Origin of the sequence: Caenispirillum bisanense (assembly GCF_039523075.1) — a bacterium.
Lineage (GTDB): Bacteria > Pseudomonadota > Alphaproteobacteria > Rhodospirillales > Rhodospirillaceae > Caenispirillum > Caenispirillum bisanense.
Genome location: NZ_BAAAEP010000001.1, coordinates 140,912 through 165,128, shown reverse-complemented (window position 1 = coordinate 165,128; position 24,217 = coordinate 140,912). Strand labels below are relative to the sequence as shown.

The window sequence follows — 24,217 nt, the reverse complement described above, 5'->3', positions numbered from 1 at the left end:
CGGGCGCCGCTGCCAGTCAGCCGGCGCCCGTGTCGTTTTCAGCCCCTTCCACGTCACCCCTTCGGGACATGGAGCGCCACATGGCGGCGGTGCCGGTTCTCTTCCTCGACATCAAGGCCTCCGCCGTCGACGGCTGGCCGGTGGAAATCGCCTGGGCGGCGGCCGACCTGCAGGCCGGCGAAAGCTGGCTGGTGCGGCCGGTGGCGGAGTGGGACGACCTGCCATGGTCGGCGGAGGCGGAGGCCCTGCACGGCCTGACGCCGGAGCGGCTGGAAGCCGACGGCACCGACCCGCGCCGCATCGCCGCCCGCCTGAGCGAAGACCTCGCCGGCTGCCGGGTGGTGTGCGAGGCGCCGGAGGCGGTGCGCGGCTGGCTGCAGGCGCTGTTCGATCAGTCGCCGCTGCCGCAGCCGCCGCACGTCGCCGGCTCCGCCAGCCTGCGGCCGCCGCCCCTGCCCGCCGACGAACCCGCGCTCATGCGCCTGCGCGCCCGCGCCGGGCTGACGCCAGGGCGGGCGCTGGACGATGCCGTCGCCCTGGCGCTGGCCTGGGCGCTGGCCAAGGGGACGGAGGACGCCGAGGACCTAGCCGCCGACGCCCGCGACCTCGTCGCCTTCGCCGGGCGGCCGGACGGGGATTGACCGGCGGCGTCGGGGACCGATGTTAGGGAGACCCGACCGCCCTGCCCCGCGCCGCCGCCGGAGGAGCCCGTGCCGTCCGCCCGTCCCGCCGACCCCAGCCGTCGCCGCCTGCTCGCCGGTGCCGCGGCCGCCGCCCTGCTGCCGGCCCTCGGCCCGCTGACCGCCACCCCGGCCGGCGCGGCCGACCCCGCCGACATCCTGCGCCGCCCCATCCCCTCCACCGGCGAGGAGATCCCGGTGGTCGGCATGGGCACCTGGATCACCTTCAACGTCGGCGACAGCGAGCCCCTGCGCCAGGACCGGCTGGAGGTACTGCGCACCTTCCTGGCGCTCGGCGGCGGCATGGTGGACAGTTCCCCCATGTACGGCACGGCGGAAGAGGTGGTCGGCTGGTGCCTGGAACGGCTGCCGGCGGCGGAGACCGCCGGCCTGTTCTCCGCCACCAAGGTGTGGACCACCTGGCTGATGCGCGACGGGCCGCAGCAGATGGCCGAGTCCCGCCGTCTGTGGGGGCTCGACCGCTTCGACCTCATGCAGGTCCATAACCTGGAGGACTGGGAGGATCACCTGCCGACGCTCGCCGACGACAAGGCGGCCGGGCGGGTGCGGTACGTGGGCGTCACCACCTCCCACGGCCGCCGCCACGACGAGATGGCGCGCATCATGGAGCGCCACCCGCTCGACTTCATCCAGATCACCTACAACATCCTCGACCGCGAGGTGGAGGACCGCCTGCTGCCGCTGGCGGCCGAGCGCGGCATCGGCGTCATCGTCAACCGGCCGTTCCGCCAGGGCAGCCTGTTCCGCACCGTCGCCGGCCGGCCGCTGCCCGGCTGGGCGGCGGAGATCGGGGCCGCCACCTGGGCGCAGGTGATGCTGTCGTTCGTCGTCTCCCATCCCGCCGTCACCTGCGTCATCCCCGCCACCACCCGCGTCGACCACATGCGGGAGAACATGGCGGTGCTGCGCCACCCGCTGCCCGATGCCGCCCTGCGCCGGCGCATGGCCGACGACCTGCGGGCGCTGTAGCCATGCTGCCCTTCTCCGCCGATGTGCTGGCGTCGCTGCTGGCCCGCTACAACAGTGCCCTGTGGCCGGCGCCGCTGGCGGCGCTGGTACTGCTGACGGGGGTGCTCGGCCTCGCCCTGCAACGGGCGGAGGCGGCGGGGCGCATCGCCGCCCTGACGCTGGCGGCCGGCTGGGCGTGGACCGGCATCGCCTTCCACGCCGCCACCTTCGCCAGCCTGAACTTCGCGGCGCCCATCTATGCGGTGCTGTTCGTGGTGCAGGCGGTGCTGCTGGTGTGGACAGGGGCGGTGCGGGACGCCATGCCGCTCGCCCGCCCGCAGGGACCGGCCGAGGCCGCCGGCCTCGGCCTTGCGGTGATCGCCCTGGCCGGCTGGCCGCTGCTGGCGCTCGGCTCGCGGCAAGGGCTGGCGGCGGCGGCGGTGGGCGGCGTGGCGCCCGACCCGACCGCCCTGTTTACCCTCGGCGTGCTGCTGCTGATGCGCGGCCGCACGCCCTGGCATCTGGCGGCGCTGCCCATCGCCTGGAGCTTCGCCGGCGGCGCCACCGCCTGGGCCCTGGGCGGCGGCCCCGCGACCTTGCAGGCGCTCGCAGGACTGGCCGCCATCCCCCTGATCTACCTCAAGAACCGCCGCGTGCGACAGGGCCTGCCGGGCTGACCGTCGGCAGCGCCAGGGCAACCGCGAAGGCCACCGCCAGCATGGCGGCGCTGGCCCACAGGGTGGCGGTCAGCCCGGCCACCTGGTAGAGCACGCCCGACAAAAGCGTCCCGCCCAGCCGCCCGACGGCGTTGGCCATGTAGTAGAAGCCGACGTTGAGCGCCACCTTGTCGGCATCGGAATAGGCGACGATCAGGTAGCTGTGGACGGCGCTGTTGACCGCGAAGGCCACCCCGAACAGCAGCAGCCCGCCGATCAGCACCACCGCCGTATCGCCGCCGCTCAGCCCCAGCAGGCCGGGCGACAGGGCCAGGGCAAGGGCCGCCGGGATCACCGCCAGCAGCCCGGCCCAGACGCGGGCGGCCCGTGCCCCGGTGGCGGCGTCGGTGGTGCGGCGGAGCAGGCCGGGCACGCTCGCCTGCACCATGCCGTAGCCGATCACCCACACCGCCATGAAGGTGCCGACGGCGTAGAAATCCCACCCAAGCGTCGAGGACAGGAAGATCGGCACGCCGACCACGAACCACACGTCGCGGCTGGCGAACAGGAACACGCGGGCGAGCGACAGCAGGTTGATCTCGCGGCTTTTGGAGAACAGCTCGCGGCCGCGGATCTTCTCCTTGGCGCGGCCGAGGTCGGTCTTCAGGGTGGCGAGGCGGAGCACCAGCACCACCGCCAGCATGGCCGCCATGAGGTACAGCGCCGGCGCGAACCCCACCGCCGACAGCAGGAAGCCGCCGAGGAAGAAACCCACTCCCTTAAGCGCGTTCTTCGACCCGGTCAGCAGCGCCACCCAGCGGAACAGCAGGCCCTGGGTGCCGTCGGCGGTGCTTTCCGTCACCACCAGCTTGACCGCCGACTTGCTGCTCATCTTGGTGAGGTCCTTGGCGACGCCGGACAGCGCCTGCGCCGTCATCACCCAGGCGACCGACAGCGCCATGGCCCAGTCCGGGCTCACCCGCGACAGCAGCAGCAGCGCCGCGATCTGGATGCCGAGACCGCCGAACAGGGTCAGCCGCAGGCCGAAGCGGGCGCCGATCCAGCCGCCGACCAGATTGGTGACGATGCCCATGGCCTCGTACAGCAGGAACAGGAAGGCCAGTTCCACCGGCGTGAAGCCGAGCCGGTGGAAGTGCAGCAGCACCAGCATGCGCAGGGCGCCGTCGGTGAGCGTGAAGGCCCAGTAGGCGGCGGTGACGGCGGCGTAGTTGCGGCGGTCGGACATGGCGCGGCGGCTCAGCGGCTGCGGCCGACCAGTCGGCACAGCTCCATCATGCGGTTCACGTAGCCCCACTCGTTGTCATACCAGGCGTAGACCTTCACCTGCCGGCGGTTGACCACCATGGTGGAGGGGCCGTCGACGATGGCCGAGCGCGGGTCGTCGGTGAAGTCGGTGGAGACCAGCGGACGCGGCTCGAAGCCCAGGATGTCCTTCAGCGGCCCGGCCTCGGCAGCGGCGCGGAACAGGGCGTTGACCTCCTCGACGCTGGTGTCGCGCGCCACCTCGAACACGCAGTCGGTCAGCGAGGCATTGAGCAGCGGCACCCGCACCGCATGGCCGTTCAGCTTGCCCGTCAACTCCGGGTAGATGAGGGCGATGGCGGTGGCGGAGCCGGTGGAGGTCGGGATCAGCGCGTTCAGCGCCGAGCGGGCGCGCCGCAGGTCCTTGTGGGGAGCGTCGACGATCACCTGGGTGTTGGTGACGTCGTGGATGGTGGTGATGGAGCCGTGGACGATGCCGATGGACTCGTGGATCACCTTCACCACCGGCGCCAGGCAGTTGGTGGTGCAGGATGCCGCCGTCAGCAGCCGGTGCTTCGCCGGGTCGTAGAGGTGCTGGTTGACGCCCATGACGATGTTCAGCGCCCGCTCGTCCTTCACCGGCGCCGCCACCACCACCGTGCGGATGCCCTTGTCGAAATAGGGCTGCAGGCTTTCCGGCGTGCGGAACTTGCCGGAACATTCCAGCACCACGTCGACGTCATCGCCGGTCCAGGGGATATCGGCGGGGCTTTTCGCCTCGGTGAAGGGCAGCCGGCGGCCGTCGAGGATCAGCGCCTGCTCGTCAAAGCCGATGTCCCGCCGCCAGCGGCCGTGGACGGTATCGAACTCCAGCAGGTGGGCGGCGACTTCGGGGCCGCCCTTGATCTCGTTGACGGCGACGAACTCCACCTCCGGCCAGCCGTGGGCGGCGCGGACGGACAGGCGCCCCATGCGGCCGAAGCCGTTGATGGCGATGCGCAGGGTCATGACGGCGTTCTCCCCAGACGGGCGGCGACGGCGCGGCCGCGGTCGTACCAGCCGCGGCTGGCGTTGGTGATCCTCACCGCGGTCAGCATCACCGGCACCTCCACCAGCACGCCGACGACGGTGGCGAGCGCCGCGCCGCTCTCGAAGCCGAACAGGCCGATGGCGGTGGCGACGGCCAGCTCGAAGAAGTTGGAGGCGGCAATCAGCGCCGACGGCGCGGCGATGCAGTGCTGCTCGCCGGTCATGCGGTTGGCGAGGTAGGCAAAGCCCCAGATGAAGAACACCTGGATGATGATGGGCACCGCCAGCAGGGCGATGACCAGTGGTTGATCGAGGATCTGCTCGCCCTGGAAGCCGAACAGCAGCACCAGGGTCAGCAGCAGCGCCGCCAGCGACGCCGGCTGGATGGTCTTCAGCACCCCGGCCAGCGCCGCCTCGCCGCCCCGCCGCAGCAGGGCGCCGCGCCACAGGTGGGCGACGATCACCGGCACCACCACGAACAGCAGCACGGAGATCAGCAGCGTCTCCCACGGCACGATGATGCTCGACAGGCCGAGCAGTAGGGCGACGATGGGGGCGAAGGCGAACACCATGATGGTGTCATTGAGGGCGATCTGGCTGAGGGTGAAGTTGGGCTCGCCGTCGGTCAGGTGGCTCCAGACGAACACCATGGCGGTGCACGGCGCCGCACCCAGGATGATGAGTCCGGCGATGTAGCTGTCGATCTGCGCTTCCGGCAGCCAGGGGCGGAACAGCCAGCCGATGAACAGCCAGCCGAGCACCGCCATGCTGAACGGCTTCACCGCCCAGTTGGCGATCACGGTGACGCCGACGCCGCGCCAGTGCTCCTTCACCTGCGCCAGGGCGCCGAAGTCCACCTTCAACAGCATGGGCACGATCATCAGCCAGATGAGCACCGCCACCGGCAGGTTGACCTGCGCCACTTCCATGCGGCCGAGGGCCTGGAACGGCCCCGGCATCAGATGGCCGAGGCCGATGCCCACCACGATGCACAGCGCCACCCACAGCGTGAGATAGCGTTCGAACAGACCCATGGCGGCCCCGCCGCCGCCCTTACGCGCTGCCGACATTTGCAGCCTTGTCCTCCGTCTGGTCCATGCGCCCGATATCGTCCAGCCGCCGCTGCAGCGACAGCTTGTCCAGCGACCGCAGCGGCAAGGCGCAGAAGATGCTGATGCGGTTTGCGAGCATGCGGTAGACGTCGGCGAAGACCAGCGCCCGCTGCTTGGCATCGGCCACGAACGCCACCGGGTCGGGCACGCCCCAGTGGGCGGTCATCGGCTGGCCCGGCCACACCGGGCAGACCTCGCCGGCGGCGTCGTCGCAGACGGTGAAGACGAAATCCATTTCCGGCGCGCCGTCCCTCGCGAACTCGTCCCAGCTCTTGGAGCGCAGATGGCCGGTCGGGTAATTGTTGCGCGCCAGCAGCGCCAGCACCTCCGGCGCCACCGTGCCGCGCGGCGTGGAGCCGGCGGAAAAGGTGCGGAAGCGCCCCTGCCCTTCGCGCTGAAGGATGCACTCGGCCATGATGCTGCGGGCCGAATTGCCGGTGCAGAGGAACAGCACGTTGTAAACCTTGTCGGGGGCGAGGGTCATGACCGTCTCCGGGGTGCGCGGACCGAGGCAGAGGTCGGGACGGTTGCCGCAGCATGTCTCGACCAGAAAGGCCGCCAGGGCCTCGGCGGCCATGGCGTTGGCGGTGTAGACGACGGTGCGCCCCTCCTTGCGGCTTTCCACCAGCCCGGCCACCCGCAGGTCGCGCAGGTGAAAGGACAGCGTCGGCTTCGGCATGCCGAGCGCCGCCGCCAGGTCACCGTGGATCATGCCCGCCGGGCCGCTTTGCAGCAGCAGTCGCCAGGCATCGAGCCTCGCCTCGCTGGCAAGGGCGGACAGCAGGGTTACGGCGTCGCGCGTCTTCATGGGATCACTGTTCCAGAATTCCAAACCGGTTTCAAGTGACGGTTCGGCGACAGGGCCCTGCCACAACGACGACGCCGGAGCCCTGGGGAGGCTCCGGCGTCGGCAGGCGTGGGGATGGAGACTGCACCGCCTCAGCGCAGCAGGCGCGGCAGCCAGGTGGCGATCTGCGGCATGAAGTAGACGACCGCCATGCCGGCAATCTGCAGCATCACGAAGGGAATGACGCCGCGGTAGATGTCCACCGTGCGCACCGACGGCGGCGCCGCCCCGCGCAGGTAGAACAGCGAGAAACCGAAGGGCGGCGTCAGGAACGAGGTCTGCAGGTTGATGGCGATCATCACCGCCAGCCAGATGGGGTCCATGCCCATGGCGAGCAGGATCGGCACCACGATGGGCAGCACGATCACCGAGATCTCGACGAAATCGAGGAAGAAGCCGAGCACGAAGACCACCGCCATGACGAACAGCAGCGCCCCGGTCTCGCCGCCCGGCATGTCGTGCAGGAAGGCTTCCACCCGCGCATCACCGCCGAGGCCCCGGAACACCAGCGAGAACACCGAGGCGCCGATCATCATGGCGAAGATCATGGAGGTGACGAGCGTGGTGGAGGCCATCACCGGCCGCAGCACCCCCACCCGCGCCGCCCGCCACAGGGCGACGAAGATGCCCCAGAAGGTGACCGCCGTCAGCCCCGCCGCCACCCAGACGCCGATGCGCTCCGCCGCGCTCGCCTGGGTGCGGCCGATGCGCAGGTCGAGGAAGCTGGTCAGCACCAGCATGGCGACGATGGCCACCCCGGCCGCCACGAAAGGCCAGCGCGACCGTTCCGGCATCAGGCGCGGCCCGGCCAGCATGAGGGCGCCCACCGCTCCCACCGCCGCCGCCTCGGTCGGCGTCGCGATGCCGCCGAGGATGGAGCCGAGCACGGCGACGATCAGCACGATGGGCGGCACCAGCACCTTGCCCAGGTGGCGCAGCACCACCGCCAGCGGCAGGCCGTCGTCGCCGGGAATGGCCGGCGCCGCCTGCGGCCGCAGGAAGGCGAGGCCGAGCACGAACAGGATGTAGAGCGCGACAAGGCACAGGCCGGGGATGAGGGCGGCGGCAAAGACGTCCCCGACCGAGATGGTCTCGACCGAAAACCGCCCCATGGCGAACTGCGCCTGCTGATAGCCCGACGACATCACCTCCGACAGGATGATGAGCATGGTCGACGGCGGGATGATCTGCCCGAGGGTGCCGGCGGAAACGATGACACCGCTCGCCAGCGGCTTGCCGTAGCCGTAGCGCAGCATGGTCGGCATGGCGATCAGCGCCATGGTGACGACGGTCGCGCCGACGATGCCGGTGGAGGCCGCCAGCAGCATGCCGACGATGATGACGGAAACGGCAAGGCCGCCGCGCACGCCGCGGAACAGCTTGCCCATTTCCTCCAGCAGTTCCTCGGCGATGCGGGAGCGTTCAAGGATCACCCCCATCAGCACGAACAGCGGAATGGCGAGCAGGATGTCATTGGTCATCAGGCTGAACACCCGCTGCCCCAACGCCGCCATCAGGTTCATGTTGAAGTGGCCGAGCGCCATGCCGAGGGCGGCGAACAGCACGCCGATGCCGGCCAGGGTGAACACCACCGGATAGCCGAGCAGGATGCCGCCGCACAGGGCGGCGAACATGATGAGGTCCAGGTTGTCGGCGAGCAGGCTCATGACCGCGCCTCCCGCTCACCGGCGCCCTGCCCCGCGTCAGCCTCGCCGCCCGCCAGCACCGCCAGATTGCGCAGCGCCATGGCGGTGCCCTGGACCAGCAGCAGCACCGCGAAGGCCGGGATCAGGCTTTTCAGCAGGAACGACGCCGGAATGCCGCCGACCGAGATCGGCCCTTCCAGGATCTGCCACGACCGCCGCACGAAGGGCCAGGTGTAGTAGAGGATGACGCCGCAGGTCGGCAGCAGGAACACCAGGGTGCCGAGCAGGTCGATCAGCGCCCGGCGCCGCGGCGAGGCGCTGCCGTAGAAGATGTCCACCCGCACATGGCCGTCGTGCAGCAGGGTGTAGCCGGCGCCGAGCATGAACAGGGCGGCGTGCAGGTAAAGCTCCGCCTCGGCCAGCATGATGAAGCTCATGCCGAACACATAGCGCAGCACGACGATGGCGAACTGGATCAGCATCATGCCGATGGCGAACCACATCACCACCGCCCCGACGGCGGCATTGATGCGGTCAAGCCCGGCACTGACGCGCGAAAGCAGGCTGGCGGCGGTGGTGGCGGCCATGGTCCCCCCTCGGCGGTGGCAGGCGTCCGGCGGCGGTGCCTGCGACACCGCCGCCGGAGCGGAACGGGCGTCAGGACGGGAAGTCGTAGTCCATGGCGCGCGCCTGATAGAACCCGCCGTCGGAATAGGTCATGTACTCGGCGGTCAGGGCCCGGTAGGCGAGGAAGCTTTCGACGATGCGCTTGACCAGTTCATCCTGGTTGTCGCGCAGTTCGGACACCACCTTGCCCGTCTCGCTGCCGATGGCGCGGACGACGTCGTCGGGCAGCTTCTTCACCTGCACGCCGTGCTCCTTCACCAGCATGGGCAGGGCCTTGGCGTTGTTGGTGTTGTATTCGGTCAGCACCTGGTCGTAGAGCGACTGGCAGGCCAGCTGAACCGCCTGCTTCAGGTCGTCCGGCAGGCCGTTGAAGGCATCCATGTTGATGCCGCATTCCTCGGCCGAGCTGGGTTCGCCGATGCAGGGGTAGTAGTAGTTCTTGGCCACCTGATAGAAGCCGAGCGCACTGTCGCTCCACGGGCCGATGAACTCGCCGGCATCCAGCGTGCCCGACTGCAGGGCCTGGAACATCTCCGCCCCGCCCATGGCCTGCACCGCCATGCCGAGCCGCGACAGCACCTCGCTGTTGAGGCCGGTGGTGCGGAAGCGCAGGCCGCGCAGGTCGTCCAGCGAGTTGATCTCGTTGCGGAACCAGCCGAAGAACTGGGCGCCCGAGTTGCCGCACAGGAACGGCTTGATGTTGAAGCGGGCGTACAGCTCGTCATACAGCGCCTGGCCGCCGCCATGGTTCATCCAGCCCGACTGTTCGATGGCGGTCAGGCCGAAGGGCTGCGAGCCGAACAGCAGGAAGCCGATGGACTTGGAGCCCCAATAGGCCGGCACCGAGTGATAGAGCTGCGCCGTCCCCTCCGACACCGCATCGAACACGCCGCGGCCGGGGACCAGTTCGCCGGCGGCGGAGACCTTCACCTCCAGCCGGCCGCCGGACAGCGCCGTGATGCGCTCCGCCAGCAGGTTGGCGGCGACGCCCGGCCCCGGCAGGTTGCGCGGCCAGCTGGTGACCATGGTCCACTGCTGGCGACCCTGGGCGAGCGCCGGCGCCGCAAGGCCGGAGCCGACGGCGGCAGCGGCGGCGACACCGGCGGCGCCGGTGGAAGCACTCTTCAGAAACGTCCTGCGATCCATTGCCTGTACTCCCTGTTCGGTGGCTTTTATGTCTTTGTTTCGCTTCAGGACTTTCGATGATACCCCACTGCCCTATTCAAGAAAGGGCAGCTTCAGCCCGTGGGTACGGGCACACTCCCGAGCGATCTCGTAACCCGCGTCGGCGTGGCGCATGACGCCGGTGGCGGGGTCGTTCCACAGCACCCGCTCGATGCGGCGGGCGGCGGCCTCGCTGCCGTCGCAGACGATGACCATGCCCGAGTGCTGCGAATAGCCCATGCCGACGCCGCCGCCGTGGTGCAGGCTGACCCAGGTGGCGCCGCTGGCGGTGTTCAGCAGGGCATTGAGCAGCGGCCAGTCGGAAACGGCGTCGGAGCCGTCCATCATGGCCTCCGTCTCGCGGTTGGGGCTGGCAACGGAGCCGGAGTCCAGATGGTCGCGGCCGATCACCACCGGCGCCTTCAGCTCGCCGGTCCGCACCATCTCGTTGAAGGCGAGGCCGAGGCGGTGGCGCTGCCCCAGGCCGACCCAGCAGATGCGCGCCGGCAGGCCCTGGAAGTGGATGCGCTCCCGCGCCATGTCGAGCCAGGTGTGCAGGTGCGGATCATCGGGGATCAGTTCCTTCACCTTGGCGTCGGTCTTGTAGATGTCCTCCGGGTCGCCGGACAGCGCCGCCCAGCGGAACGGCCCGATGCCCTTGCAGAACAGCGGCCGGATGTAGGCGGGCACGAAGCCGGGGAAGGCGAAGGCGTTCTCCAGCCCCTCGTCCTGCGCCATCTGGCGGATGTTGTTGCCATAGTCGAAGGTGGGCACGCCCATGGCGTGGAAGTCCAGCATGGCCTGGACGTGGACCTTCATGGACTGCTTGGCCGCCTTCTCGACCGCCTTCGGGTCGCTCTCGCGGGTGCGTTCCCACTGCTCCAGGCTCCAGCCGGCCGGCAGGTAGCCGTTGATGGGGTCGTGGGCGGAGGTCTGGTCGGTCACCCCGTCGGGGCGGACGCCGCGCCGCACCAGTTCGGGGAAGACCTCGGCGGCGTTGCCCAGCAGGCCGATGGAGACGGCCTTGCCGGTGGCCTTGGCCTCGTCGAGCCAGGCCAGCGCTTCGTCCAGGCTGGCGGTGGTGCGGTCGAGGTAGCCGGTGCGCAGGCGCATGTCGATGCGGCTCGGCTGGCATTCGACGGCCAGCATGCTGGCGCCGGCCATGGTGGCGGCCAGTGGCTGGGCGCCGCCCATGCCGCCGAGGCCGCCGGTGAGGATCCACCGCCCGGTCAGGTCGCCGCCGTAGTGCTGGCGGCCCATCTCGACGAAGGTTTCATAGGTGCCCTGGACGATGCCCTGGCTGCCGATGTAGATCCACGAGCCGGCCGTCATCTGGCCGTACATCATCAGCCCCTGGCGGTCCAGGTCGTGGAACTTGTCCCAGGTGGCCCAGTGCGGCACCAGGTTGGAATTGGCGATCAGCACCCGCGGCGCATCGGCGTGGGTGCGGAAGATGCCGACCGGCTTGCCCGACTGCACCAGCAGCGTCTCGTCGTCGGCCAGGGTCTTGAGCGCCGCGACGATGCGGTCATAGCTTTCCCAGTTGCGCGCCGCCCGCCCGATGCCGCCATAGACCACCAGATCCTGCGGCCGTTCGGCCACGTCGGGGTCGAGGTTGTTCATCAGCATGCGCAGCGGCGCCTCGGTCAGCCAGCTCCGGCAGGTCAGGTCCGTGCCCCGGGGGCTGCGGATGACGCGGGCGTTGTCGAGGCGGGACGTGTCGGTCATGGACGGGGGTCTCCCTGATCGGGTTCTTCGTGGTGTTTCAAAGGGCCTGCATCAGCGGCACCGCACCCGGCTGGGCGCGGAACCAGGTGCCGAGGCGGAAGCGGGTGCCGGGGTGGACCATCACCGCCAGCGTCACCACCTTGGCCTGCACCCAGGTGCGGCGGGTGAGGCGCAGGCAGGGTTCCGTCGGCGCGATGGCGAGCAGCCGCGCCGCCCCCGCCCCCGGCAGCGCCGCCTCGATGACGTGCTCCACATCCGGGGCGCCGTAGAGGCCGGTGAGGTAGGCGGTGGTGGTCAGGCGGCTGAAATCCTGGTCGATGTAGCGCGGCGCCATCTCCGGGTTGACCCAGCGCTCCTCGTACTGGATCGGCACGTCGTTCTCGCAGTGGAGGACGACGGAATGGAACAGCCGCGCCCCTTCCGGCAGGTTGAACTGCCGCGCCAGCGGCCCATCGGCCGGCACCGCGGTCAGCCGTTCCACCCGCGCCGAGTGGCGGTTGCCGCGCTCGGCAATGTCGTCGGCGATGGACTTCAGCTCGACGATGGACACACTCGGCCGCCGCTCGGCGACGAAAGTGCCCACCCCCTGCACGCGGCTGAGCAGCCCTTCGTCCTGCAACTCGCGCAGGGCGCGGTGGACGGTCATGCGGCTGACCTTGAATTCCTCCAGCAGCCGGTGTTCCGACGGCACCTGATAGCCCTCGGGCCACTCGCCGGAGAGGATGCGGCTGCGGATGGTGTCCTTGATGCGGCGGTAGAGGGCTTGCGTCATGACGGCCGCGGCTCCCGCACGGCGCCGCCGTTGACCACCGCGGCGCAGGGGTTGAAGCCGACCATGTAGGCGAGATCCGCCGGCGAGCCGATGCGCCACAGCGCCATGTCGGCCCGCAGGCCCGGCCGCAGCACGCCGCGATCAGACAGGCCCAGGGCGCGGGCGGCGTGGCGGGTGACGCCGGCCAGGGCTTCCTCCGGCGTCAGGCGGAACAGGGTGCAGGCCATGTTGACCATGAGCAGGAGGGAGGTGACCGGCGCCGTGCCGGGGTTGCAGTCGGTGGCGACGGCCATGGGCACGCCGTGGGCGCGCAGCAGGTCCATGGGCGGCAGTCTGGTCTCGCGCAGCACGTAGAAGGCGCCCGGCAGCAGCACCGCCGTCACCCCCGCCGCCGCCATGGCGCGCACGCCGGCTTCGTCCAGGTGTTCGATATGGTCCGCCGACAGGCCGCCGAACTCCGCCACCAGCGCCGCGCCGCCCAGGTTGGACAGCTGCTCGGCATGCAGCTTCACCGGCAGGCCGAGGCCGCGCGCCGTCTCGAACACCCGCCGCGTCTGGGCCGGCGAGAAGCCGATGCCTTCGCAGAAGGCGTCCACCGCATCGGCGAGCCCGGCGGCGGCGGCGGCCGGCAGGGTCTCGCGGCACAGCAGGTCGACATAGGCGTCGGGGTCGGCCTTGAACTCCGGCGGCACCGCATGGGCGCCGAGGAAGGTGGTGCGCACCGCCACCGGCCGCACCTCCGCCAGCCGGCGGGCGACACGCAGCATGCGCAGTTCGGTATCGGTATCAAGGCCGTAGCCCGACTTCACTTCCACCGTCGTCACCCCTTCCGCCAGCAGGGCGTCGAGGCGCGGCAAGGTGGCGGCCAGCAGGGCATTCTCGTCGGCGGCGCGGGTGGCGCGGACGGTGGACAGGATGCCGCCGCCGGCGCGGGCGATCTCTTCATAGGGCACGCCCTGCAGCCGCATCTCGAATTCCCGGGCGCGGTTGCCGGCGTAGACCAGATGGGTGTGGCAGTCGATCAGCCCCGGCGTCAGCCAGCCGCCCTGCCCGTCCTGGACCTCAGCGGCGAGCGACTCGGGTGCGGCCGGCAGGTCGGCACGGCGGCCCACATGCACGATGCGGCCACCCTGCACCGCCACGGCGGCATCCTCGACAGCGCCATAAGGGGCGCCGCCCGGTTCCAGGGTGGCGGCGTGGACGTTGATCCACAGGCTGTCCCAGCGGGCGCCGGCCGTCATGTGCAAGCCTCCTGTCCCGGCCGCCCCGCGCCCCGTATCCGAGTTGCGGGATCGGCCTTGCCTTTGTTGTCTGAACTTGTATAGGCTTGCCTATAATATCGGGGAGGCGTCCATGCGCAAACTGTTTTTCCGCCGGGCTCTGCTGCCGCAGGGATGGGCCGAGGCGGTGGCGGTAACGGTCGACGACACCGGCCGCATCACGGAAGTCGAGAGCAATGCTCAGCCTTCGCCGGAGGCCGAGACGGTGGCCGGCATTGCCCTGCCCGGCCTCGCCAACCTGCACAGCCACGCCCACCAGCGCGCCATCGCCGGCCTGGGCGAACGCTCCGGGTCCGGCGGCGACAGCTTCTGGAGCTGGCGCGAGGCCATGTACCGGGCGGTGGCGCGACTCGACCCCGAGGACTTCGAGGCGGTGGCGACGCAGCTCTATGTCGAGATGCTGAAGGCCGGGTACACGGCAGTGGCGGAGTTCCACTACCTGCACCACGCCCCCGACGGCCGCCCCTACGCCGACCCGGCGGAGATGGCGCACCGGGTGGCGGCGGCGGCGCAGGCGGCGGGGATGCCGCTGACCCTGCTGCCGGTCCATTACGCCGCCTCCGGCTTCGGCGGCCTGCCGCCGACCGAGGGGCAGCGCCGGTTCATCCACGACCTCGACGGCTTCCTGCGCCTGACCGAGTCCCTGCGCGCCGCCTACGCCGGCCGCGACGACGTGGTGGTCGGCATCGCCCCCCACTCCCTGCGGGCCGTGCCGGGGCAGGAGTTGCAGGCGCTGGCGGCGGCGACGCCCGACGGCCCCATCCACATCCACATCGCCGAACAGACGCGCGAGGTGGACGACTGCCTCAGCCACACCGGCCGCCGCCCGGTCGGCTGGCTGCTGGAGAACCTGCCGGTGGACGGCCGCTGGTGCCTGATCCACGCCACCCACGTCACGGCGGAGGAAGTGGCCGGCATGGCGCGGGCCGGCTGCGTCGTCGGCCTGTGCCCGACCACCGAGGCCAACCTGGGCGACGGCCTGTTCCCGGCGGAAGACTATTTCGCCGCCGGCGGCGCCTTCGGCATCGGCTCCGACAGCCATATCTCGGTCAGCCCGGTGGAGGAACTGCGCTGGCTGGAATACGGCGCCCGCCTCACCCACCGCCGCCGCACCGTGCTGGCCGGCGGCCCCGACCGCAGCACCGGCCGCACCCTGTTCGAGACGGCGGCGGCGGGCGGCGCCCGGGCCTGCGGCTTCGCCACCGGCGCCCTGGCGGTCGGCCGGCGGGCCGATGTGGTGGTGCTCGACGATGCCCACCCGCTGCTGGCCGGCCGCAGCGGCGATGCGGTGCTCGACAGCTGGATCTTCGCCGGCAACGCGGCCCTGGTGCGCCATGTCTACATCGCCGGCCGCGCCGTCGTGCGCGACGGCCGCCACCCGCTGGAAGATCAGGCGGCGCGGCGCTTCACTCCCGTTCTTGAAAGGCTCTTCGCGTGACCGACAGCATCGTCCTCACCCCCGGCGGCCTCAGCCTCGACGCCCTGCGCCGCATCTACTTCGACGCCGCCCCGCTGACGCTGCCGGAGGACGCCCGCGCCCGCATGGCCGCCTCCCGCGCGCTGGTGGAGCGGATCGCCGCCGGCGATGACGCCGTCTACGGCATCAACACCGGCTTCGGCAAGCTGGCGCAGAAGCGCATCGCGGCGGAAGACCTGGACCAGCTGCAGCGCAACCTCATCCTTTCCCACGCCACCGGCATCGGCCCGGCGCTGGACGACGGCGTGGTGCGGCTGGTGCTGGCGAGCAAGATCGCCAGCCTCGCCGTCGGCGCCTCCGGCGTGCGGCCGGAGCTGGTGGAGGCGCTGCTGACCCTCTACCACCGCGGCGCCCTGCCGGTGATCCCGTCCAAGGGCTCGGTCGGCGCCTCCGGCGACCTCGCCCCGCTCGCCCACATGACCGGCGTGCTGCTCGGCATCGGCGAGATCCGCCTTGGCGGCGAGGTGATGCCAGCGCCGGACGGGCTGCGCGCCATCGGCCTCGCCCCGGTCGACCTGAAGGCCAAGGAAGGCCTCGCCCTCATCAACGGCACCCAGGTGTCGACGGCGCTGGCGCTCGCCGGGCTGTTCGAGATCGAGCGCTGCTTCAAGGCCGCCATCATCTCCGGCGCCCTGTCGGTGGAGGCGGTGAAGGGCAGCCACAAGCCGTTCGACCCGCGCATCAGCGCCCTGCGCGGCCAGCCGGGGCAGATTGCCGTCGCCGGGCTGTTCCGCGACCTGCTGGGCGGCAGCCCGCTCAACGCCAGCCACCAGGGCGAGGCCTGCGACCGGGTGCAGGACCCCTATTCCCTGCGCTGCCAGCCGCAGGTGATGGGCGCCATCCTCGACCAGATGCGCATGGCCGGCCGCACCCTGCGGATCGAGGCCAACGGCGTCACCGACAACCCGCTGGTGCTGACCGACACCGGCGAGGTCATCTCCGGCGGCAACTTCCACGCCGAGCCCGTCGCCATGGCCGCCGACCAGCTGGCCATCGCGGCGTCGGAGATCGGCGCCCTGGCGGAACGGCGCATCGCCATGCTGATCGACGCCTCCATCAGCGGCCTGCCGCCCTTCCTGGTGGCGGAGCCGGGGCTCAACTCCGGCTTCATGATCGCCCACGTCACCGCCGCCGCGCTGGCGAGCGAGAACAAGACCCTGGCCCACCCGGCCAGCGTCGACAGCCTGCCGACATCCGCCAACCAGGAGGATCACGTCAGCATGGCCACCTTCGCCGCCCGCCGCCTGCGCGACATCGCCGGCAACGTGGCGGAGATCGTCGGCATCGAACTGCTGGCCGCCGCCCAGGGCCTGGAGTTCCACCGCCCGCTGCGCAGCTCCGCCCCGGTGGAGCAGGCCATGGAGCGCATCCGCGCCCGCGTGCCGCGGTATGAGGTCGACCGCTACTTCGCGCCCGATCTGGTCGCCATCGGCACCCTGGTGCGCGGCGGCGGTTTCGACGACATGGTGGTGGTGGCGCTGGAGGATGCGCCATGACGGCCGCCCCCGCCGCCGCCCCGGCCGCCATTTTCGACCTGACGCCGGGGGACTCGCCGCTGGTGGTGAGCATCCCCCACTGCGGCACCGAACTGGCGCCCGACCTCGCCCGCCGGCTGACCGACGAGGCGCTGACCCTGCGCGACACCGACTGGCATGTGCCGCGCCTCTACGACTTCGCCGCCGGCCTGGGGGCGACGGTGATCGCCGCCCGCTTCAGCCGCTATGTGGTCGACCTCAACCGGCCGCCGGACGGGGAAAGCCTCTACCCCGGCCAGGCCACCACCGGCCTGTGCCCGACCACCCTGTTCGACGGCAGCCCGCTCTACCAGCCGCGCGGCGAGCCGGACGCGGCCGAGGTGGCGGCGCGGGTGGAAACCTACTGGCGGCCGTACCACGAGGCCCTGGCGGCGGCCATTGCGGCGGCGAAGGACCGGCACGGCTTCGCCCTGCTCTACGACGCCCATTCCATCCGCAGCCGGGTGCCGCGCCTGTTCGAGGGCCGGCTGCCCGACTTCAACCTCGGCACCGCCCGCGGCACCAGCTGCGACGCCGCCCTGCGCGACCGTCTGGCGGCGGTGCTGACGGCGGCGGTGGAGGCGGACGGCTATACGGCGGTGGTCGACGGCCGCTTCGTCGGCGGCCACATCACCCGCGCCTACGGCCAGCCGGCGCAGGGCGTCCATGCCGTGCAGATGGAGCTGGCGCAGGACGCCTACATGGACGAGACGGCGCCGCCCTTCGCCTACCGCCCCGCCAAGGCCAACCGGCTGCGGCCGTGGCTGCAACGGCTGCTGGAGGCCATGACCGACTGGCGCCCCGCCGCCGCCTGACGCTACCATGCCCGCGGACGGTCTGCGGGAGGGGCGGCGGTGGCGGAAAGCGGCACAGGAACGACGGATCACGGCCGCCATCTGGTGCTGGTGGGCGGCGGCCACAGCCATGTCTACGTGCTGAAGGCGTTCGGCGAGCGGCCCATGGCCGGCGTGCGCCTGACACTGGTGTCGCGGCGGCGGGAAACCCCCTATTCCGGCATGCTGCCCGGCCACATGGCGGGCTTCTACAGCCATGCTCAATGCCACCTCGACCTCGCCCGCCTGGCCGCCTTCGCCGGCGCCCGGCTGGTGGTGGCGGAGGCGGTGGGCATCGACCGGAACGCCCGCCTGCTGCACCTGGAGGACGGCACCGCCCTGCCCTACGACCTGCTGTCGCTGGACATCGGCTCCACCCCGCGCACCGACGACGTGCCCGGCGCCCTCAGCCATGCCACCCCGCTCAAGCCGGTGGACCACCTGTCGGCGCGCTGGCAGGCGGTGGTGGAGCGGGCGGAGGCGGCGCCCCGGCCGCTGGCCCTGGCGGTGGTCGGCGGCGGCGCGGCGGGGATCGAGGTCGCCCTGTGCGCCGAACACCGCCTGCGCGGCCGGGCGACGGCGACGCTGGTCACCGCCGGCCGGGTGCTGGCGGGCGGTCCGCCGCGGGCTCGCCGCCTGCTGCTGGCGACGGCGGCGGCGCGCGGCATTGCAGTGGAGGAACAGGCGCCGGTGGCGCGGGTGGAGGCCGGGCGGCTGCGGCTCGCCGACGGCCGCACCCTGCCCTTTGACGACTGCCTGTGGGCGACCCAGGCGGCCGGGGCGCCCTGGCTGCGGGCGACCGGCCTCGCCCTCGACGAAGCCGGCTTCATCCGCGTCGGCCCCACCCTGCAAAGCGAGACCGACCCGCGCATCCTGGCCGCCGGCGACGTCGCCACCATGGTCGCCCACCGCCGCCCCAAGGCCGGCGTCATGGCGGTGCGGCAAGGTCCGCCGCTGGCCGCCAACCTGCGCCGGCTGCTCATTGGAACGGCGCCGCAGCCGTTCAGGCCTCAGCGCCGTTTCCTCGCCCTCATCGGCACCGGCGACGGCCGGGCGGTGGCCGCCTGGGGACCGTTCGCCGTCGCCGGCCACTGGGTGTGGCGGTGGAAGGACCGCATCGACCGCCGCTGGATGGCAGCCTATCAGTCCCTCCCTGCCGCCGCCGCGACCGGGCCGGATCAGCCGGCCGAGGGCACCTCCGTCTCCGGCGCCTGAGCGGCGGCGGCGCGGCGGCGTTCCCGCCGTTCGCGCAGGCTCTCCACCAGCATGAAGAACATCGGCACGAACAGGGTGGCGAGGAAGGTGGCCGCCAGCATGCCGCCGATGACGCCGGTGCCGATGGAATGGCGGCTGGCCGAGCCGGCGCCGCTCGACAGCGCCAGCGGCACGCAGCCGAGGATGAAGGCCAGCGACGTCATGATGATCGGCCGGAAGCGCAGGCGCGCCGCCTCGATCGCCGCCTCCTTCACCGACAGCCCCTCGCGCCGCTTCAGCGAGGCGAACTCGACGATCAGGATGGCGTTCTTCGAGGCGAGGCCGATGAGCGTCACCAGGCCGATCTGGAAGTAGACGTCGTTGGCGGTGCCGCGCAGCCAGATGGCCAGCAGCGCCCCGAACACGGCGAACGGCACCGCCGTCACCACCGCCAGCGGCAGGCTCCAGCGTTCGTACTGGGCGGCGAGGATGAGGAACACCATGACCAGGCCGAGCACGAAGGCGATGGCCGAGGTGCCTTCCGTCGTCACCTCCTGGTACGCGGTGCCGACCCAGCCGAGGGTGTAGTTCTCCGGCAGCACCTCCGCCGCCACCGCCTGGAAGGCCGCCAGCGCCTGACCGGAGCTGACGCCCGGCGCCGGGTCGCCGGTGATCTTGGCGGCGGGGAAGACGTTGTAGCGCTCCATCAGGTCCGGCCCGGTCACCCGCTTGACGGTCACCAGGGCGTCGAGCGGGATCATGTCGCCGCCGGCGGAGCGCACGAAGACATGGCGCAGATCCTCCGGCTTGGCGCGGAAGTCGGACTCCGATTGCAGGCTGACGCGGAAGGTGCGGCCGTAGAGCGTGAAGTCGTTCACATAGAGCGAGCCGAAGGTGCTCTGCATGGTGGCGAACACGCTGTCGATGGGAACGCCGAGGGCCTTCGCCTTGGCGCGGTCGAGGTCGATGTAGTACTGCGGCACGGCGGTGTTGAAGGTGGTGCGCACGCCCGCCAGATCGGGCCGCTGGTTGGCGGCGGCGACCAGCCGGTTGGTGACCTCCGCCAGCCCGGCGGCATCGTCGCCGGCGCGGTTTTGCAGGTAGACCTCAAAGCCGCCGGTGGTGCTCATGCCCATGATGGGCGGCGGGTTGATCATGAAGGCCAGCGCCTCCTGCGAGGTCATGGCCGCCATGCCGGAGAGGGTACCGGCCAGCACGCGGGCATCATCCTGCCGCGCGGTGCGCTCCGACCAGTCCTTCAGCGACACGAAGCTGACGCCGGCGCTGGTCTTCTGCGAGCTGGACAGCAGGTCGAAGCCGGCGAAGGTGACCACCGAGTCCACCGTCTCCTGCGCCAGCAGCATGTCGGTCAGCTTGGTCATCTCTGCCTCGGTGCGGCTGAGGGACGAGGCCGGCGGCAGCATGGCGATGGAGAACAGCACGCCCTGGTCTTCCTCCGGAACCAGGGTGCCGGGGATGCGGTCGAACAGGTGCCAGGTGGCGCCCAGCATGGCCAGACACAGCATCAGGCCGAGCCCGGCGCGCTTCAGGAACAGCCGCACCCCGGCCAGATAGCCGCTGGTGGCGCGGTCGAAGGCGGCGTTGAACCAGCGGAACGGCGCCGCCGGCTCGTGATGGCCGGGCTTCAGCATCAGGGCGCAGAGGGCCGGCGTCAGGGTCAGGGCGACGATGCCCGAAATGGCCACCGACACGGCGATGGTGATGGCGAACTGCTTGTACATGACGCCGGTGAGGCCGCCGAGGAAGGCAACCGGAATGAACACCGCGCACAGCACCAGCACGATGGCGATGACCGGCCCGGTCACCTCCTGCATGGCCTGGATGGCGGCGTCGCGGGGGCTTTTCTTCTCCGTCGTCATGACGCGCTCGACGTTCTCCAGCACCACGATGGCGTCGTCGACCACGATGCCGATGGCCAGCACCATGGCGAACAGCGTCAGCAGGTTGATGGAGAAGCCCATCAGGTAAAGGCCGGCGAAGGTGCCGATGATCGACACCGGCACCGCCAGCAGCGGGATGATGGTGGCACGCAGGTTCTGCAGGAACAGGAAGACCACCAGCACCACCAGCACCAGCGCCTCGATGAAGGTCATGACGACCTCGTCGATGGACACCTGCACGAAGCGGGTGGTGTCGAACGGCACGGCGTAGTCCAGACCGTCGGGGAAGCGCTGCGCCACCCGTTCCATGGTCGCCTTCACCGCCTCCGCCGTCTGCAGGGCGTTGGCGCCGGGCTGCAGGTAGATACCCATGGCGATGGCCGGGCCGCCGTTGTAGGTGGCGGTGAAGGAATAGTCCTGCGCCCCCAGTTCGATGCGCGCCACGTCGCCCAGCCGCAGCGCGGCGCCGGAGGCGTCGGAGCGCAGGATGATGTCGGCAAACTCCTCCGCCTCCGCCAGCCGGCCCTGGGTGCGGACGCTGTAGGTGAAGGCGTGGGCGTCGGCAATGGGTTCCTGGCCGAACTTGCCGGCGGCGAACTGGGCGTTCTGCTCGCGCACCGCCGCCGCCACGTCGGCGGGCGTCAGGTCGTACTGGGCCAGCTTGTCCGGCCGCAGCCAGATGCGCATGGAATAGTCCTTGGCCCCGAACAGCGAGGCATCGCCGACGCCCGGCGTGCGCTTCAGCTCGTCCAGCACGTTGAGAAGGGCGTAGTTGGAGACGAACACCGGGTCGTGGGTGCCGTCCGGCGACTGCATGGTCACCACCTGCAGGATGGAACTGGACCGCTTGGTCACCTGCACGCCCTGGCGGCGCACTTCCTCCGGCAGGGTGGCGAGCGCCGCCTGCACGCGGTTGTTGACGTCGATGGTGGCCTGATCGGGGTCGGTGCCGACCTCGAAGGTCACCGTCAGCGACATGGTGCCGGCGTCGGAGTTGGACGACCGCATGTAGATCATGCTGTCGACGCCGTTGATCTGCTGTTCCAGCGGCGCCGCCACGGTCTCGGCGATCACCTCGGCGCTGGCACCGGGGTAGCTGGCGCTGACGTTGACTTCCGGCGGCACCAGCTGCGGGTACTGCTCCACCGGCAGGCCGCGCATGGCGGCCAGACCGGCGATGACGATGATGATGGACAGCACCGTCGCGAAGACGGGCCGGTCGATGAAGAAGCGGGCGATCATCGCCGGGCCTCCTGCTGCTGCTCGCCGGTGCCGGTGCCGGTGCCGCCATCGGGCGCCGCGGCGGTGGCCGAGACAGCCTGCACCGGCGCACCCGGCCGCACCTTGATGACGCCGCCGGTGATGACGCGGTCGCCGGTGGCGAGCCCGGCCTCGATCACCCGTGCGCCATCCACCAGCGCGCCGGCGGTCACCGGGCGCGGCTGCGCCTTGTCCTCGCCGTCGACGACGTAGACGAACGGACCCTGCGGCCCCTGCATCAGCGCCTTGTCGGGGATGAGCGCGACGCCGTTCTGCACCAGCCCCTTGGCCCGCACGCGCACGAACTGGCCGGGCAGCAGGCGGTGATCGGGGTTGGGCACGATGGCGCGGGCGCGGATGGTGCCGGTGTTGGGGTCGACGCCGCTGGCGGTGAAGTCCACCCACCCTTCCTGCGGATGCACGCTGCCGTCGCCGAGCACGATTTCCACCGCCACCCGGCCGTCCTCGCCCTCGCGGCTGGCGCGGCCGCTTTCCAGCAGGCCGCGTTCCCGCATGCGCTCCGCCTCCGGCATGGCGAAGACGACGTGCAGCGGGTCCAGCTGGGTGATGGTGGTCAGCAGGCCGTTGTCGGCGCCGGTGCCGACCAGACTGCCCTCGGGCAGGTCTTCCAGGCTGGTGACGCCGGAAATCGGCGCCTCGACGGTGGTGTAGCCGAGGTCGATGCGGGCCGAAGCCACTTCCGCCTCGGCGGCGGCGACGGCGGCGCGGGCCAGGTCCAGTTCCGCCTGGGCATCGTCGCGGGTGCGAGCGCTGATGGTGCGCGACTGCCACAGCTCCGCCACCCGGGCCCAGTTGCGTTCCGCCTGCCGCAGGCCAGCGCGCGACTGCTGCAACCCGGCCTCGGCGGCGTTCAGGCGCACCTGGAACGGCTGCGGGTCGATGCGGAACAGCAGGTCGCCCTGGGCCACCGCCTGCCCTTCCACATAAGTGCGCTCCAGCAGGATGCCGGCCACCCGCGCCCGCACCTGCACCTCCCGCGCGCCCTGGGTGCGGCCGGCGTATTCGCGGGTGAGCGGCACGTCGGTCAGCGTCACCTGCTGCACGGTCACCGCCGGCGGCGGCGGCGCGCCGGGCGTGGCCGCCGCCTGGGCACCGCCGGCACCCTCGTCACAGGCGGCCAGCGCCGCCACCATCGCCACCACCCCGGCAAGGCGCGTCAGGCGCCCCTTCGTTGCACGCTCGTGCCCCATGATCCTGGTCCTTCGTCGCATGACTCTCGTGGCGGCGAATTTAGATACATACATGGATGTTTGTAAAGAGCCTCGACAGCCTCCGCCCGGGGCGCTATATCCCGTTCTGCGGAGTGGAATGGCCAAGGCGGGAACGGCAATGGCGCGCAAGACCAAGGCGGAAGCCGAGCTGACGCGGGATGCGATCCTGGATGCGGCGGAGGCGATCTTCTTTGAAAAGGGGGTGGCGCGGACAACGCTGGACGAAATTTCCCGCGCCGCCGGGGTAACCCGCGGGGCGCTGTACTGGCACTTCCGCAACAAGGCCGACGTGCTGACGGCGCTCATCCACCGCGTCGAGTCGCCCATCGACCACCTGCTGGCGGACATCGCCGAGGCCGATGCCGGCGAACGCGACCTGCTCGACCGCACCCGCCAGGTGTTCCGCCGGGTGTTCGAGGAACTGGCCGAGGACACCCAGCGCCAGCGGGTGTTCACCATCCTCATCCAGGGTACCGAACTGGTGGGCGAGATGCAGCCGGTGCAGGACCATTTCGACGCCAAGGGCCAGCGGCTGGTGGCCGAGATCCGCCGGGTGCTGGAACGCTGCCGCGCCAGCGGCGAACTGCCTCCGGAGGTGGACCCCGCCCTCGCCTCCTCCGCCGTGCATGCCTTCGTCATCGGCATCCACATGCTGGCCCTGCGCTGCGGCGGGCCGCTGGACCTGCGCTGCGACGCCCCGGCGATGATCGACATGTTCTTCGCCGGCCTCGCCCGCGGACGCCTCCCCCGCCCCGAAAATCACACCGAGATTGCGTAGTTCATTTATTTAACCACAGATTTTTGTTGTTTATGTCTGTTGACTTCCCCCTCGGCTCATCGTAGTTAAGGGGGACGGCGCCGATTTGAGCATCAGCTTGCGGGCGCGTTACAAATGCAGCTAAAGCGACGGGTCCAGACCGCCCGGCTGCAAGCTGCGGCGGTTTTTTCTTTGCTTTCGGTCTGACCGACGACTGTCCGCCACCCGCCGCGCCCCCTGTCGGGCGCCAACGCCCGACCCTTGCCTGCGCGAAGG

Annotated in this window: 20 protein-coding genes; 8 read left to right on the top strand and 12 right to left on the bottom strand. The window is 71.0% G+C overall.

The genetic code is table 11. From position 1 onward, the window contains the following. The first annotated feature begins 68 nt into the window (after positions 1–68). The 3 genes from ABD056_RS00780 to ABD056_RS00770 all read left to right on the top strand — a co-directional run bounded on the left by ABD056_RS00780 (position 69) and on the right by ABD056_RS00770 (position 2,326). The gene (locus ABD056_RS00780) at positions 69–641 is read left to right on the top strand and encodes a hypothetical protein (protein WP_343863455.1); all 573 of its coding nucleotides are present in this window, start codon (positions 69–71) and stop codon (positions 639–641) included. A 69-nt stretch (positions 642–710) separates the two neighbouring features. Continuing rightward, positions 711–1,670 carry an aldo/keto reductase gene (locus ABD056_RS00775; protein ID WP_343863453.1) on the top strand — a complete coding sequence of 320 codons (960 nt, stop codon included), beginning with the start codon at positions 711–713 and terminating at the stop codon, positions 1,668–1,670. Between the two features lie 2 nt (positions 1,671–1,672). Then, positions 1,673–2,326 carry a DUF6064 family protein gene (locus ABD056_RS00770; protein WP_343863451.1) on the top strand — a complete coding sequence of 218 codons (654 nt, stop codon included), beginning with the start codon at positions 1,673–1,675 and terminating at the stop codon, positions 2,324–2,326. On the opposite strand, the gene arsJ is transcribed toward ABD056_RS00770, so the two are convergent. The 10 genes from arsJ to hutI all read right to left on the bottom strand — a co-directional run bounded on the left by arsJ (position 2,289) and on the right by hutI (position 13,734). After that, positions 2,289–3,551 carry an organoarsenical effux MFS transporter ArsJ gene (gene arsJ / locus ABD056_RS00765; protein WP_343863449.1) on the bottom strand — a complete coding sequence of 421 codons (1,263 nt, stop codon included), beginning with the start codon at positions 3,549–3,551 and terminating at the stop codon, positions 2,289–2,291. The genes ABD056_RS00770 and arsJ overlap by 38 nt on opposite strands. A gap of 11 nt (positions 3,552–3,562) precedes the next feature. Next, positions 3,563–4,576: an ArsJ-associated glyceraldehyde-3-phosphate dehydrogenase gene (locus ABD056_RS00760; RefSeq protein ID WP_343863448.1), complete on the bottom strand. Its 1,014-nt coding sequence runs from the start codon at positions 4,574–4,576 to the stop codon at positions 3,563–3,565. Continuing rightward, a complete protein-coding gene (gene arsB / locus ABD056_RS00755) occupies positions 4,573–5,631 on the bottom strand; it encodes an ACR3 family arsenite efflux transporter (protein WP_343863742.1) in 1,059 nt (352 codons plus the stop codon). Before arsB ends, ABD056_RS00760 begins: the two co-directional genes overlap by 4 nt. Positions 5,632–5,650: 19 nt before the next feature. Continuing rightward, complete coding sequence (locus ABD056_RS00750) at positions 5,651–6,517, bottom strand: metalloregulator ArsR/SmtB family transcription factor (RefSeq protein WP_343863446.1); 867 nt, start codon at positions 6,515–6,517, stop codon at positions 5,651–5,653. Between the two features lie 131 nt (positions 6,518–6,648). After that, complete coding sequence (locus ABD056_RS00745; protein WP_343863444.1) at positions 6,649–8,223, bottom strand: TRAP transporter large permease; 1,575 nt, start codon at positions 8,221–8,223, stop codon at positions 6,649–6,651. After that, a complete protein-coding gene (locus ABD056_RS00740; protein WP_343863442.1) occupies positions 8,220–8,789 on the bottom strand; it encodes a TRAP transporter small permease subunit in 570 nt (189 codons plus the stop codon). The genes ABD056_RS00745 and ABD056_RS00740 overlap by 4 nt, the downstream gene beginning before the upstream one ends. A gap of 70 nt (positions 8,790–8,859) precedes the next feature. Next, on the bottom strand, positions 8,860–9,975 hold the full coding sequence (locus ABD056_RS00735; RefSeq protein WP_343863440.1) for a TRAP transporter substrate-binding protein: 1,116 nt from the start codon (positions 9,973–9,975) through the stop codon (positions 8,860–8,862). Between the two features lie 72 nt (positions 9,976–10,047). Then, positions 10,048–11,721 (bottom strand): urocanate hydratase, encoded by a 1,674-nt coding sequence (gene hutU / locus ABD056_RS00730; RefSeq protein WP_343863438.1) that lies wholly within the window; start codon positions 11,719–11,721, stop codon positions 10,048–10,050. 37 nt (positions 11,722–11,758) lie between these two features. After that, positions 11,759–12,493 (bottom strand): histidine utilization transcriptional repressor HutC, encoded by a 735-nt coding sequence (hutC, locus tag ABD056_RS00725; RefSeq protein ID WP_343863436.1) that lies wholly within the window; start codon positions 12,491–12,493, stop codon positions 11,759–11,761. Continuing rightward, complete coding sequence (gene hutI / locus ABD056_RS00720) at positions 12,490–13,734, bottom strand: imidazolonepropionase (RefSeq protein WP_343863434.1); 1,245 nt, start codon at positions 13,732–13,734, stop codon at positions 12,490–12,492. Before hutI ends, hutC begins: the two co-directional genes overlap by 4 nt. A gap of 112 nt (positions 13,735–13,846) precedes the next feature. Here hutI and ABD056_RS00715 point away from each other — a divergent pair, with 112 nt between their 5' ends. The 4 genes from ABD056_RS00715 to ABD056_RS00700 are packed head-to-tail and all read left to right on the top strand — an operon-like array spanning position 13,847 to position 18,812. Next, on the top strand, positions 13,847–15,211 hold the full coding sequence (locus tag ABD056_RS00715) for a formimidoylglutamate deiminase (protein WP_343863432.1): 1,365 nt from the start codon (positions 13,847–13,849) through the stop codon (positions 15,209–15,211). Then, a complete protein-coding gene (gene hutH / locus ABD056_RS00710; RefSeq protein WP_343863430.1) occupies positions 15,208–16,746 on the top strand; it encodes a histidine ammonia-lyase in 1,539 nt (512 codons plus the stop codon). Before ABD056_RS00715 ends, hutH begins: the two co-directional genes overlap by 4 nt. After that, positions 16,743–17,579, top strand: a complete 837-nt coding sequence (hutG, locus tag ABD056_RS00705; RefSeq protein ID WP_343863428.1) for an N-formylglutamate deformylase — start codon at positions 16,743–16,745, stop codon at positions 17,577–17,579. Before hutH ends, hutG begins: the two co-directional genes overlap by 4 nt. Positions 17,580–17,618: 39 nt before the next feature. Next, complete coding sequence (locus ABD056_RS00700; protein ID WP_343863426.1) at positions 17,619–18,812, top strand: FAD-dependent oxidoreductase; 1,194 nt, start codon at positions 17,619–17,621, stop codon at positions 18,810–18,812. On the opposite strand, the gene ABD056_RS00695 is transcribed toward ABD056_RS00700, so the two are convergent. After that, positions 18,776–21,934 carry an efflux RND transporter permease subunit gene (locus ABD056_RS00695; protein WP_343863424.1) on the bottom strand — a complete coding sequence of 1,053 codons (3,159 nt, stop codon included), beginning with the start codon at positions 21,932–21,934 and terminating at the stop codon, positions 18,776–18,778. The two genes, ABD056_RS00700 and ABD056_RS00695, sit on opposite strands and share 37 nt — an antisense overlap. Further along, positions 21,931–23,163, bottom strand: coding sequence for an efflux RND transporter periplasmic adaptor subunit (locus tag ABD056_RS00690; protein WP_343863421.1), 1,233 nt, complete (start codon positions 23,161–23,163; stop codon positions 21,931–21,933). The genes ABD056_RS00695 and ABD056_RS00690 overlap by 4 nt, the downstream gene beginning before the upstream one ends. Positions 23,164–23,302: 139 nt before the next feature. Between ABD056_RS00690 and ABD056_RS00685 the strand changes: the two genes are divergently transcribed. Next, positions 23,303–23,962 (top strand): TetR family transcriptional regulator, encoded by a 660-nt coding sequence (locus tag ABD056_RS00685; protein ID WP_343863419.1) that lies wholly within the window; start codon positions 23,303–23,305, stop codon positions 23,960–23,962. The last annotated feature ends 255 nt before the right edge of the window (positions 23,963–24,217 follow it).

Bases quoted from the DNA above. Each gene is read 5' to 3' on its own strand.
- ABD056_RS00780 (WP_343863455.1), top strand. From the start codon at position 69: ATGGAGCGCCACATGGCGGCGGTGCCGGTTCTCTTCCTCGACATCAAG.
- ABD056_RS00770 (WP_343863451.1), top strand. From the start codon at position 1,673: ATGCTGCCCTTCTCCGCCGATGTGCTGGCGTCGCTGCTGGCCCGCTAC.
- arsJ (WP_343863449.1), bottom strand. From the start codon at position 3,551: ATGTCCGACCGCCGCAACTACGCCGCCGTCACCGCCGCCTACTGGGCC.
- ABD056_RS00760 (WP_343863448.1), bottom strand. From the start codon at position 4,576: ATGACCCTGCGCATCGCCATCAACGGCTTCGGCCGCATGGGGCGCCTG.
- arsB (WP_343863742.1), bottom strand. From the start codon at position 5,631: ATGGGTCTGTTCGAACGCTATCTCACGCTGTGGGTGGCGCTGTGCATC.
- ABD056_RS00750 (WP_343863446.1), bottom strand. From the start codon at position 6,517: ATGAAGACGCGCGACGCCGTAACCCTGCTGTCCGCCCTTGCCAGCGAG.
- ABD056_RS00745 (WP_343863444.1), bottom strand. From the start codon at position 8,223: ATGAGCCTGCTCGCCGACAACCTGGACCTCATCATGTTCGCCGCCCTG.
- ABD056_RS00740 (WP_343863442.1), bottom strand. From the start codon at position 8,789: ATGGCCGCCACCACCGCCGCCAGCCTGCTTTCGCGCGTCAGTGCCGGG.
- ABD056_RS00735 (WP_343863440.1), bottom strand. From the start codon at position 9,975: ATGGATCGCAGGACGTTTCTGAAGAGTGCTTCCACCGGCGCCGCCGGT.
- hutU (WP_343863438.1), bottom strand. From the start codon at position 11,721: ATGACCGACACGTCCCGCCTCGACAACGCCCGCGTCATCCGCAGCCCC.
- hutC (WP_343863436.1), bottom strand. From the start codon at position 12,493: ATGACGCAAGCCCTCTACCGCCGCATCAAGGACACCATCCGCAGCCGC.
- hutI (WP_343863434.1), bottom strand. From the start codon at position 13,734: ATGACGGCCGGCGCCCGCTGGGACAGCCTGTGGATCAACGTCCACGCC.
- ABD056_RS00715 (WP_343863432.1), top strand. From the start codon at position 13,847: ATGCGCAAACTGTTTTTCCGCCGGGCTCTGCTGCCGCAGGGATGGGCC.
- hutG (WP_343863428.1), top strand. From the start codon at position 16,743: ATGACGGCCGCCCCCGCCGCCGCCCCGGCCGCCATTTTCGACCTGACG.
- ABD056_RS00695 (WP_343863424.1), bottom strand. From the start codon at position 21,934: ATGATCGCCCGCTTCTTCATCGACCGGCCCGTCTTCGCGACGGTGCTG.
- ABD056_RS00690 (WP_343863421.1), bottom strand. From the start codon at position 23,163: ATGGGGCACGAGCGTGCAACGAAGGGGCGCCTGACGCGCCTTGCCGGG.
- ABD056_RS00685 (WP_343863419.1), top strand. From the start codon at position 23,303: ATGGCGCGCAAGACCAAGGCGGAAGCCGAGCTGACGCGGGATGCGATC.